At 50.9% G+C, this 10,305-nt stretch carries 12 protein-coding genes and 2 pseudogenes; 3 read left to right on the forward strand and 11 right to left on the reverse strand.

All coding sequences use genetic code 11. The annotated features are described in order from the left end of the window. Together SPM24T3_RS15200 and SPM24T3_RS26165 are read right to left on the reverse strand one after the other, a co-directional pair. Positions 1-276, reverse strand: a complete 276-nt coding sequence (locus SPM24T3_RS15200) for a hypothetical protein (protein WP_009637671.1) — start codon at positions 274-276, stop codon at positions 1-3. A 288-nt stretch (positions 277-564) separates the two neighbouring features. Beyond that, positions 565-663: pseudogene (locus tag SPM24T3_RS26165) on the reverse strand (hypothetical protein); the annotation flags it as partial. Positions 664-881: 218 nt separating this feature from the next. On the opposite strand from SPM24T3_RS26165, the gene yedA reads away from it, so the two are divergent. After that, positions 882-1,799 carry a drug/metabolite exporter YedA gene (yedA, locus tag SPM24T3_RS15205; protein ID WP_009637673.1) on the forward strand — a complete coding sequence of 306 codons (918 nt, stop codon included), beginning with the start codon at positions 882-884 and terminating at the stop codon, positions 1,797-1,799. A gap of 107 nt (positions 1,800-1,906) precedes the next feature. On the opposite strand, the gene SPM24T3_RS15210 is transcribed toward yedA, so the two are convergent. The 9 genes and pseudogenes from SPM24T3_RS15210 to SPM24T3_RS15250 form a co-directional block, all read right to left on the reverse strand. Then, positions 1,907-2,443 carry a DUF3833 domain-containing protein gene (locus tag SPM24T3_RS15210; protein WP_009637674.1) on the reverse strand — a complete coding sequence of 179 codons (537 nt, stop codon included), beginning with the start codon at positions 2,441-2,443 and terminating at the stop codon, positions 1,907-1,909. Positions 2,444-2,455: 12 nt separating this feature from the next. Continuing rightward, on the reverse strand, positions 2,456-2,983 hold the full coding sequence (locus tag SPM24T3_RS15215) for a hypothetical protein (protein ID WP_009637675.1): 528 nt from the start codon (positions 2,981-2,983) through the stop codon (positions 2,456-2,458). A 9-nt stretch (positions 2,984-2,992) separates the two neighbouring features. Then, the gene (locus SPM24T3_RS15220; protein ID WP_009637676.1) at positions 2,993-3,481 is read right to left on the reverse strand and encodes a DUF2878 domain-containing protein; all 489 of its coding nucleotides are present in this window, start codon (positions 3,479-3,481) and stop codon (positions 2,993-2,995) included. Beyond that, positions 3,478-4,629 (reverse strand): annotated as a pseudogene (locus SPM24T3_RS15225) (class I SAM-dependent methyltransferase). The gene SPM24T3_RS15220 and the pseudogene SPM24T3_RS15225 overlap by 4 nt, the downstream one beginning before the upstream one ends. A gap of 80 nt (positions 4,630-4,709) precedes the next feature. Continuing rightward, on the reverse strand, positions 4,710-5,426 hold the full coding sequence (locus SPM24T3_RS15230; protein ID WP_009637677.1) for a DUF1365 domain-containing protein: 717 nt from the start codon (positions 5,424-5,426) through the stop codon (positions 4,710-4,712). Beyond that, positions 5,423-6,730: an NAD(P)/FAD-dependent oxidoreductase gene (locus SPM24T3_RS15235; protein WP_009637678.1), complete on the reverse strand. Its 1,308-nt coding sequence runs from the start codon at positions 6,728-6,730 to the stop codon at positions 5,423-5,425. The genes SPM24T3_RS15230 and SPM24T3_RS15235 overlap by 4 nt, the downstream gene beginning before the upstream one ends. A gap of 7 nt (positions 6,731-6,737) precedes the next feature. Continuing rightward, the gene (locus SPM24T3_RS15240; protein ID WP_009637679.1) at positions 6,738-7,454 is read right to left on the reverse strand and encodes an SDR family NAD(P)-dependent oxidoreductase; all 717 of its coding nucleotides are present in this window, start codon (positions 7,452-7,454) and stop codon (positions 6,738-6,740) included. Next, positions 7,451-7,921, reverse strand: a complete 471-nt coding sequence (locus SPM24T3_RS15245; RefSeq protein ID WP_009637680.1) for a nuclear transport factor 2 family protein — start codon at positions 7,919-7,921, stop codon at positions 7,451-7,453. Before SPM24T3_RS15245 ends, SPM24T3_RS15240 begins: the two co-directional genes overlap by 4 nt. Beyond that, positions 7,902-8,717, reverse strand: coding sequence for a MerR family transcriptional regulator (locus SPM24T3_RS15250; protein ID WP_009637681.1), 816 nt, complete (start codon positions 8,715-8,717; stop codon positions 7,902-7,904). The genes SPM24T3_RS15245 and SPM24T3_RS15250 overlap by 20 nt, the downstream gene beginning before the upstream one ends. 192 nt (positions 8,718-8,909) lie before the next feature. Between SPM24T3_RS15250 and SPM24T3_RS15255 the strand changes: the two genes are divergently transcribed. Further along, positions 8,910-9,464, forward strand: coding sequence for a helix-turn-helix domain-containing protein (locus SPM24T3_RS15255; RefSeq protein ID WP_009637682.1), 555 nt, complete (start codon positions 8,910-8,912; stop codon positions 9,462-9,464). A gap of 17 nt (positions 9,465-9,481) precedes the next feature. Then, positions 9,482-10,012, forward strand: a complete 531-nt coding sequence (locus SPM24T3_RS15260) for a GNAT family N-acetyltransferase (RefSeq protein WP_009637683.1) — start codon at positions 9,482-9,484, stop codon at positions 10,010-10,012. Positions 10,013-10,305: the final 293 nt, after the last annotated feature.

Below are 10,305 nucleotides of genomic sequence, written 5' to 3' on the forward strand. Positions count from 1 at the left end.
CTAATAAAACGTTTTTTTTATAGTCTGTTCTGATGGCGTTTGGCTTGGGCATTCTGGTAACTTAATTTTTAAGTTCATAACCATTGGCGGGGAAAGCAAGGGTTCCTGAGTTTGTTCAAAATAATTTTTATAATCAAATGACTGTTGGTTGAACACTTTGTTTTGAGTGTTAACGATTCCTTTTAATTTATTAATGATTTCATTTTTATTCTTGGGTTTTTGTAATTCCGGCTCTTGGGTTATTGGCCTAATGAAAGTAATTTCCTGAGTCTTCATGATAATATCCATTTTTATATGTCAGAGCGGGAATTGTAGAATAAAAAAAAGAATATTAAAAATACAGTTCTTATATAAATAAATGGAGATACATTTGTGAAACCCATGAAAGGCTCAGGCAACAGAAAATCAGAGAAAAAGCCTCGGTTTTACGAGTAAACCCCACCTGCCGACACGCGCTGGTTGAAACAGCAACACTCAGAGCAGGAGGGGGCAGCTTCAGGAAGCCGTAGAAGGTTGCGCCGGGGCGGGAGTAGGCACGCTGGCTGGCATTTTGACAGGTTCCTCAATAACAATGGCATAGCCTGCGACCATCACACCACCGATACCGCCAATGGCCATCAGAACGAACAGGGCGATAAACAGTTTTTTACTCAAAGTTTTCATCTTTTGCCAAGCTTTTTAAAAAATAGACGGTAAGTATAAAACTTTTACCTCGCATCACACAGCCATAATTTGTGCGAAAGCTCCGCAAAAAATACATTTTCACTACATGCTGAAACTTTTTCTTCACTTTTTATCTCATTAGCACGCTTTAACTTGCTCAATACACCAGCGATGGCGTTAACTACTGTCCTCTAAATTTTCAGCTATAAGTAAATTTTATGTCTCGTTCAGCCTTGCGTTCGCTTTTACCGGTTATTGCCGCCATGTTTGCGCTGTATTTCATTTGGGGATCGACCTATCTGGTGATCCGCATCGGGGTAGAAAGCTGGCCGCCGATGATGATGGCCGGTCTGCGCTTCTTTGTCGCCGGAGTCATTATGTTTACTTTCCTGCTGTTGCGCGGCCATAAAGTCCCTTCAATGAAAGAATGGCTGGCGGCGGGATTGATTGGCGTCCTGTTGTTGACAGTGGGTAACGGCCTGGTGACGGTGGCCGAGCATCTTGACGTGCCGTCTGGAATTGCGGCTGTCATGGTGGCGACCGTGCCGTTATTTACGTTGTGCTTTAGCCGAATTTTTGGCATGCCCAATAGCCGACTGGAGTGGACTGGCGTTGCCATCGGCCTGCTGGGCATTGTGTTGCTCAACACTGGCAGCAATCTGAGCGGCAATCCGTGGGGCGCATTGTTGATCCTGCTGGCTTCTTTGAGCTGGGCGTTTGGCTCGGTGCTGTCGGCTCGTGTCAAGCTGCCCAAAGGGCTGATGGCCGGTGCAGCGGAGATGATTATTGCCGGAGTGGTGCTGCTGATTGCCAGTCGTATTAGCGGCGAGCAACTGACGCAAACGCCTTCGCCAGCCGGTTTTGCTGCGCTGGCCTATTTGGTGGTAATGGGGTCAATGATTGCTATCAGCGCCTACATGTTTTTACTCAAAACGGTAAGGCCAGCCATTGCAACCAGCTATGCCTATGTCAATCCTGTCGTGGCGGTTCTGTTAGGCATCGGTTTTGCCGGTGAGTCGCTTTCGCTGGTGGAATGGCTGGCGCTTGGCGTGATCCTTAGCGCTGTATTGCTGGTCACTCTTGGGCGTTTAGTATTCAAACCCAAAACCGCCAGACTGGAAAAAGTGAAGGTTTAAAATTTAGCCTCCCGCGTTGGCAGGAGGCTGAATTCAAGGCCAGCAGTTGTTTCTGCAGGTATTGCTTTTAAATCTATCCAACTGTTTATCTGGCTACTTTTCTCAATTTATTCTTTTTCAAAGAACAGCGTCACCCTGGCAACTTGAATGCCGAATTTGGTCAGCGAAGTCACGTTCATCAGATGGCGATCGTCTTGCTTGAACAGCCAGTCATCAAAGGTCAGGCGGTAGGTTTTACCGCTGGCCTTGATATCCATCACGTAGTTCCAGTTAAACGCATTACCCTGCGAATGACCGATCGCGACGCCAATAATATCCCCTGCGGTGCCCTGATAGCTGCCGTCAGCCAGGCGACGAATGTGCCACACTCGGGTCTGCTTCTCGCCGTCGTTGTAGGTAAAGTCTTCGTGCAAGGTTAAGGTATCTGCCACCACGTCTCCGCGAATCTGCACCGAGAAACGTCGTGTCTGTTTATTGCTATAGTCCTGAATCATCCCCCATGCCTGACTGTTGCCCTGAAAATAGCTGAAGATATCCAGCTGCGGCTCAGTGCCTTTGTAGTCATCGATTTTGGCGCTGCAACCGGCAAGTAGCATGGCGATTGCCAGCAGCATATAACGAGTATAAACCTTGAAATTCAGCATGGTAACTCCTGTTTAACGTGCTTCGGTCAGCCCTTTGCGCAGCTGAGGATATTGGGTGGAAGGGGATAACCAGATAGCTAAAAAAGCGTCGCGAAACGAGCGATCAAATCGCGCGCCAATCGGCGAAGGTGAACTCACACCGTCGGCCTGGAAATAAAACTGCCCACCCTGTGGGTCGGCGACAAAAGTGATTTCGTTACCCGATTTAACGTCGGGCCAAATCTTCTGCACTTGCTCAAGCCATTGGTGCTGATTGGCTTCATCGAGCAGCCCCAACGCTTTCCATTGGTCTGATGTGGCTTTGACCAAATCTTTATTACTGATATCGCGCAAGTAGCTGATGATCAGCGCCTGTGGCCAGACATTGGGCTGATATTTCCCGGAAGGCGTGCGCAACTGAGAATTATATACGTCGAAAAACGCCCAGGTTAATTTGGCTGAACCGGTCTGCGGCCAACCGGACCACTGCGCTGCCTGAGCCAAAGGTATAAGGCACAGACTGGTAGTCAGCAGTAAAACAGAGAGAAAAATCGCTTTCATTATCACCTCTTATTCACGTTGACGGCCAAGCACTGGCAGACTTATCAGCGGCAGATAGCAGGCCCAGCCCAGCGCCAGCAAGGAAAATACCCACAGCGGTGACGCGACCAGCTGCATTGCATCAAGACGCATCCCGATGTAATAAGCCAAAGGACCGCTCACCGCGCCGAGTGGGATCATCCACGCCCAGCTCAGCGAAATATGGCTGCAAAACCACAGCCACCAGGCGCTAAAGCTCAACCACAGCGCCATCATCCACAGCGGAACCCCGCTGATATCAGTGAAGGCAAACAGCCCGCTGGCACACCACAGCGAATCCATGGCGATCCCCAACAGGCAGGCGATGATCACCCATTTTCGCCTGCGAGACGGGGTAAAAAACAGCATCACCAGCGCGCCGATTACCAGCAAAAGCTCCACGCTCTCCTGGCCCCAAACCGCCAGAGTCCACCACAGGTCGAACCCCAGCGTCAGCAGCCAGAAGCGCAGCGTTTTCATGCACGGCGCTCGGCAACCAGTTGTACGGTGCTGATTGTTCGTGCGCGGAACCCTGCCTCGCAGTAGCACAGGTAAAATACCCACAGCCGACGAAAACGCTCGTCGGTGTACTGGGCATTTTGCGTGTTCCAGTATCGCAGAACGCGCTCGCGCCATTCGTGCAGCGTGCGGGCGTAGTCGTTGCCAATATCAAACAAATCTCTCACTACCAGCCCGGTATGGCGGGTCATGCTTTCGGTCATTGCATTAATAGACGGCAGAAAGCCGCCCGGAAAAACGTAGCGCTGAATAAAGTCCACATTACGGCTGTAATGTTCATAGCGCTAATCGGCAATGGTGATTGCTTGCAGCGCCATGCGTCCACGGGGTTTAAGCAGAGCATTGCAGCGTTTGAAGAAGGTTGGCAGATAGCGTTTACCCACCGCTTCGATCATTTCTATTGAAACTAATTTGTCGTACTGACCGCGCAGGGCGCGATAATCTTCAAATAGCACAGTGACTTGCGTACTCAGACCGGCTTTCTCGATACGCCGGGTGGCAAAATCAAACTGCTCGCGAGAAATAGTGGTTGTAGTCACCTTGCAACCGTATTCCCGCGCGGCAAATTCTGCCATCGCGCCCCATCCGGTGCCAATTTCCAACAGATGATCTTCCGCGCGCAGCTCGAGCTGGTCGCAAAGGCGGCGCATTTTAGCCTGTTGCGCCTCTTCCAGCGTCATATGCGGACCCTGGAACCAGGCTGAGGAATACAGCATGTTTTCATCCAGAAAGCCCTGATAAAAATCATTGCCGAGATCGTAATGGGCAGAGATATTTTTGCGCGCCTGGCTCGGACTGTTGCGACGCAAAAAATGCAATACGCTGTTTACCGGGGAAGTCAGCCAGCTGAAACGCGCCTCGATTTTATCAACCAGCACCAGATTTTCCGCCAACAGTTGCAGCACAACGGTGAGATTAGGCGTGGTCCAGTCGCCGTCGATATAGCTTTCTCCCGCCGCAATACTGCCGCCAAGCAGTACTCTTCGATAGACGCGCAAATCATGAACTTCGATTTGCCCCTGCAAAGGCGCAGTGTCGTCACCGAAAAACATCGGTTCGTTATCAAATTCTTGCAAAGTCAGCCCTGCACCGCGCAATTGCTTCAGCATCCTGAGCAACAGCGTACGCGATCCCTTGCGACGACGGCTGCCCGCGTGTTGGGCAAGTCGCAAATCAGGTGAATTCATGGTCAATCCTTATCAGCGGGAGGATGTGAATAAATTGGCGCGCGTTTTAACCACAATCTCACCGCCTGCCAGTAAATAGTTACTGCGGTTTTAACCGTCATCAAAGGAAAACGCCTAAGCTGCTTACGCAGGTTTTGGCGGGTTAACGGCTGAAAAACCAGTGTCAACGTGGCATCGAACTCCCTTTCCTGGCGGTGGGTTTCAATATGCACACGCAGATGTTTACCCGGTGGGGTCAGCTGCCAGTGATAAATCATGTCCATCGGATTAAAAGGTGAAACGTGAAACGCCTTTTCTGTGGTCTGCGATCCATCCGGTAGTACGGCGTAGGTATGGCGCTCGTCCCACGGCGTGTTGCGAACTTCGGCCAGCATCCAGCATAAAACGTCATTTTTATCATAAAGATAGTAAAAATTAACCGGATTAAAGTAGATGCCGAAATAGCGTAGCTGGGTAAGCAACATCACGCGGCCCTCTAAATTGTCGCCAGTCAGCGCCAAAATTCGCTGCTGGGCGGTGGTTTTAATATCACCGCCACCCAGATAGTCGCTGCGTTTAAAGGTCGCCGATGAAAAACGCTCAAGGCTGATCCCGTGTGCAGGCAGCTGATCTATTTCATCGAGGTCGATCAACGCCATAAAAATGCCGTAATCAAAATGGTGCTCGATGGGTTTAAATCGCCGATGGCGCACGCCGCCTACATACAGTGCGCTGTTCATGCCGCGTCCTTTGCCAGCAGCTGGTCTACAACTTCTTCGGCGCTTCTAACGCCATCTTCGTGAAAGCCGTTGTGCCAGTAAGCGCCGCAGAACCAGCTGCGATTATGACCGTTGATCAAACCGCGATTCTGTTGCGCCGCAAAGCTGGCAAGGTTTAATACCGGATGCCAATATTCGGCCTTGAACAGAATTTTGCTTTCATCAATGGGTGTCATCGGGTTTAGCGAGACACAGAATGTTTCTTCCGATTGGATACCCTGCAAAATGTTCATGTTATAAGTCACGCTGGCTTTGCGTTCGTTAATCAACGCCGCAGAACGGCTGTTTTTGCCAACCTCTTCCAAGCCCGGCGGCAGGCGATAGTTCCAGCTCGCCCAGGCGCGTCGATGGTCGGGCAAATGATTAATATCGGTATGTAAAATCACTTCATTCGACTGATAAGGGATCCCGCCGAGCACCTGTTTTTCGTTATCGGTTGGGAAAGGCAGCAGCCTCAATGCCTGATCGGAATGGCAGGCGAAAATCACTTGATCGAAGGTCTCACTCCCCAGCGTAGACTCAATAGTGACGGCATCCTCAGCGCGGGTTACGGAAAATACCGGCGTATTGGTCAGCATTTTTACGCTGGCGGGCAACTGTTGTTGCATGCGGCGAATGTATTCTCTTGAACCGCCGGGCACCACCATCCACTGCGGCCGATTTGCGACATCCAGCAGGCCGTGATTGTCAAAAAAGCGTAGAAACATCGACAGTGGAAACTTGCTCATATCATCGAGGGATGAGGACCAGATCGCAGCCCCCATCGGCAAGACGTAATGCAAGGCAAAGTAGTCGGAGAATCCGTTTTGGTGCAATAAATCTGCCAGCGTTTCTTCCTGGCCCTGCGGCTGCTGTAAACGCTGCTTGCACAGGGTGTTAAAGCGCAGGATTTCACGAATAAATCGCCAGAATTTGGGTTTGAAAAGGTTGCGGCGCTGGGCAAACAAGGTGTTCAGCGTATGGCCGTTGTATTCCAGTTTGCTGTCAGGATTGTGGACGGAAAAACTCATTTCCGTCGGCTGCCCGATAATGCCCAGTTGCGCGAGCAGGGCGATAAAGCGCGGATAAGTTTTTTGATTATAAACAATAAATCCGGTATCAATTGCGTAATCACGCTGGCCGAGTTTGATATCAACTGTTGCGGTGTGTCCGCCTAGTGTTGCATTTGCTTCAAACACAGTAATTTCGCACGCCGGCTGCCGTTGAGACAGCATCCACGCACTGCTAAGACCTGAAATACCACTGCCGATAATGGCAACTTTCATAGGCGAATCACCTTACCAATCGCTTAGCCAAAAGCCGTTGCAGGCTTTGCGGTAACACTGAAATAAAGCGCAACAGCCAGGCGAACAGCGGCGGAAAAGCGATTTCGCTTGCGCCACGCGCTAGACCTTTTCGAATAAATTCGGAGGATTTTTCAACGGTTATCATCATTGGCATGGGAAAATCGTTGCTGTCGGTCAACGGTGTTTTTACAAAACCGGGCATGACCAGCGACAGCGCGATACCGCGCGGGGCGAGGTCCAGCGACAGACTGCGACAGAAGTAGGCCAGAGCCGCTTTAGATGCGCCGTAGGCCTCGGCACGCGGCAGCGGGACCAGCGAGGCGGTAGAGCCAACCAGCGCAATACGCGTTCCGGTCGCCATTCCGGGCAGCAGGGCATCAAGGCAATTAATCGGACCCATCAGGTTGGTCGTCATGACTCTCAAGACTTTATCAGCCTCGACCACGCCGTTATCGAGATACTCACAGGTTCCCGCGCAAAGAATCGCAAGATCGGCCTGCACCCATGCCAGCGCCTGACGGGTGTCTTCAAGATTAGTAATATCAAAGGTCAGGATACTAATTTGCGCCGAGGCGGCGGCGAGGGCTTCCAGACGTTCGACATTGCGGCCACAGGCGGTGACTTTCCACCCTTCAGCGGCATAGTCCAGTGCCAGCTGTTTGCCAATGCCCGAGCTTGCGCCAGTGATGAGAACGTGTTTCATGGCGCTAACCTCGACTTGACGGCCCTTACAACGCTGCCCAACAGCGGAATATGCTCGTAAAGCATTGCGCCCATGTCATAGAAATCACGTTGATAGATCACCCTATTTTCGCTAAAACGCAAATGACTGGTGCCGTCGAGAGTCAATTCCTGGCCCTTTCTAAGCCGCGGATGGGCATAGATCATCCGCCAAAATAGCACGGTTTCATCATCCTGAGTCAGGGTTTGCTGAATATCGAAACGGCAGTATTCTGTCTGAGCCAGCAACTGCTCGAAATAGTGTTTGAGGGCGGGCAGGCCCTCATGACGGCCAACGGGGTCAACTAACACCGTTTGCGAATGGTAAATATCGGGAAGTTGGGAAAGGCTTGCGGAGTCCATATTGCGATAAAACGCCTTCAGCCCTTCAAGAGTTGCCACATGGGCTGTTGGGGTCTCAGATGAATAATCAGGTGAGGTATTTATCATGCGGATCTCCTTCATCTGCAGAATGCGCTGCCGACTCCTCATCCGCAGCGGATTGCAACAGCATGGCTGCGCTACCCAGAAGCTCAACCGGTAAGCCTACCTGCTGCCAGTTAAGATATTTGCTGTAATGCGCACGGGTCATTCGGCCCTCGGCCCACAGCAGAATCCGCTCGGCTTTAACATTTTCAAAATGCGGATCGGCTAAAGGCTCGGGAAGCATGTCAATGTGCTTACCCTGGTGACTGAGCACGATGGCCTCAAGCCACAGCTCGGTGCGGTCAATTTCTCCCCATCCAGCCAGCAACACTTTAATGCCCGGTTTTTTTCGGGCTGCGGCCATGCTCATCACGGCGTGTTCGATCAGAATGCCATCCAGCACTCCAAGCAGGTATGAGGTAGAGATATTGGCCGACAGGCGAGTTCTTAATGGCCTTACAACATGATTGATAAGGTTTTCAGCAGGATATTCACGGCCCAGCTCCAGAATAAGCTGGCGTACTTTCTGCGTTTTATCTTCCTGCAGCACTAATAATAATTTTTGTTCAATTTGCACCCAGCCGTTGGCCACCGGGGCTTCATTACCTTCCAACAACGCTTTAACCTGACTGACCTGCACGCCGCGATTTATCCAGCCAATGATTGTGCGAATTGTCTCTAGGTCATTATCGTCAAATAAGCGGTGCCCACCCTCGGTACGCTGAGGTTTAAGCAGGCCGTATCGACGCTGCCATGCGCGCAGTGTTACTGGGTTGATGCCACAAATGCGTGCGACCTCGCCGATGCTGTACAAAGACATAAAATTTTCCGATCAATAACAGAGCTTTTAATTACTTTAGTCCTTCATTATCAACTTGTACAAGATAATTGTGTTTGTACAAGTTGAGATTGTTAACTTTGCTTAAATTTCGCTAAAAATTTAATCCATTTGTGGTTATCTCAATTTAGGGATATATTCTCGTAATTGGGATTTTTGGTTGAGGTCATACCAATGAACGATGAGCAAAAATTGGCGCAAAGGCTTTCGGCACTCCGCGTTGCCCAAGACTGGTCGCTGGAAATGCTGGCTGAAAAGACGGGAATCAGCCGCGCCACGCTGTCACGTATCGAGCGAGCGGAGACTAGCCCAACAGCCGCTCTATTGGGAAAGCTTAGCGCGGCTTATGGTTTACCCACTTCAAGATTGCTAATGGATTTAGAAGATAATCCGGCTGAACTGATACGCCACGGGCATCAGTCTGTATGGCGCGACACCCGCACCGGTTTCGAACGGCGGGCCATTTCTCCGCCTGCAAGGGATTTTCAGGCCGAATTTATGTCGGGTCGACTAAAGGCGGGGGCCAGAATTCACTACGATGCACCGCCGGTGTTCGGCCTCGAGCAGCATGTCTGGCTTATTTCGGGAGTGTTGGAACTTACGCTTGACCAGCAGCAGTATCGTCTGGAGGCCGGGGACTGTCTGCGCTTTCATCTTTTTGGCAGTTCAACCTTTTATGTACCGGGACCGGAAGATGCTCATTACAGCATTGTGATTTGTCGTCCCTGAAAATAAGGAATGGAAACGTGATAACTATCAGCGAATTGAAAAACGAGCCTTATTCACAGGACTTTTCACATGCAGATCTGTCCAGCCTGAGTGAAACACTTGAGGCCTGCGTAAAGTTAGGTGCCAGTGTTGGCTTTGTTCCGCCTTTTGGCCCTTCCGAGGCGTTGGCATTTTGGCATAAGCTACTGCCTGCTTTTGCAGCAGGTGAAAGACGGATTCTGGTGGCGCGCCTTCATGGACGAATTGTAGGCACAGTGCAGCTAGTGGTCGATATGCCGGGCAACGGCCAGCATCGCGCCGACGTAGTTAAGTTGCTGGTGCATCCCGATGCCAGAAGGCAGGGAGTCGCGCGCAGGCTGATGCAAACAGCCGAAAAGCTGGCCCGCAGCCTGAACAAAACCTTGTTAGTGCTCGATACAGTTACTGACAGCGATGCTCAAACTTTGTATCAATCACTGGGCTATGAGTTATGCGGCACTATTCCGGGATATGCGCTTTCAACGGAAGGGATTTATGAGGCGACAAGCGTAATGTATAAAAAGTTGTAGGTTGAGAACTGGGGGACGTTTTCTATGGCCGATAAACTCTGAGGAGTTTTTCCGGTTCACTAAATTCAATGAGCATTTAACCGGCCGCGCCGGAACCGGGCAAGAGGTCTCTGGGGCGAGCCCTCTTGCATCTCCGCGTTTTGGGTGCTGCGCACGGGCTTTAGATGCTGCACACGGGCTTTAGGTGCTGCGCACAGGCTTTTTAAGGTCAATGATCACCGAGGAGTTTTTCCGGTTCACGAATTTTAATGGTCATTTAACCGGCCGCGCCGGAACCGGGCAAGAGGTCTCCA

It is taken from the genome of Serratia sp. M24T3 (assembly GCF_000257645.1).
Lineage (GTDB): Bacteria > Pseudomonadota > Gammaproteobacteria > Enterobacterales > Enterobacteriaceae > Rouxiella.

Excerpts from the sequence above, each read along its gene's own strand:
- SPM24T3_RS15245 (WP_009637680.1), bottom strand. The coding sequence starts at position 7,921 with ATGATAAATACCTCACCTGATTATTCATCTGAGACCCCAACAGCCCAT.
- SPM24T3_RS15255 (WP_009637682.1), top strand. The coding sequence starts at position 8,910 with ATGAACGATGAGCAAAAATTGGCGCAAAGGCTTTCGGCACTCCGCGTT.
- SPM24T3_RS15215 (WP_009637675.1), bottom strand. The coding sequence starts at position 2,983 with ATGAAAGCGATTTTTCTCTCTGTTTTACTGCTGACTACCAGTCTGTGC.
- SPM24T3_RS15200 (WP_009637671.1), bottom strand. The coding sequence starts at position 276 with ATGAAGACTCAGGAAATTACTTTCATTAGGCCAATAACCCAAGAGCCG.
- SPM24T3_RS15235 (WP_009637678.1), bottom strand. The coding sequence starts at position 6,730 with ATGAAAGTTGCCATTATCGGCAGTGGTATTTCAGGTCTTAGCAGTGCG.
- yedA (WP_009637673.1), top strand. The coding sequence starts at position 882 with ATGTCTCGTTCAGCCTTGCGTTCGCTTTTACCGGTTATTGCCGCCATG.
- SPM24T3_RS15230 (WP_009637677.1), bottom strand. The coding sequence starts at position 5,426 with ATGAACAGCGCACTGTATGTAGGCGGCGTGCGCCATCGGCGATTTAAA.
- SPM24T3_RS15210 (WP_009637674.1), bottom strand. The coding sequence starts at position 2,443 with ATGCTGAATTTCAAGGTTTATACTCGTTATATGCTGCTGGCAATCGCC.
- SPM24T3_RS15250 (WP_009637681.1), bottom strand. The coding sequence starts at position 8,717 with ATGTCTTTGTACAGCATCGGCGAGGTCGCACGCATTTGTGGCATCAAC.
- SPM24T3_RS15220 (WP_009637676.1), bottom strand. The coding sequence starts at position 3,481 with ATGAAAACGCTGCGCTTCTGGCTGCTGACGCTGGGGTTCGACCTGTGG.
- SPM24T3_RS15240 (WP_009637679.1), bottom strand. The coding sequence starts at position 7,454 with ATGAAACACGTTCTCATCACTGGCGCAAGCTCGGGCATTGGCAAACAG.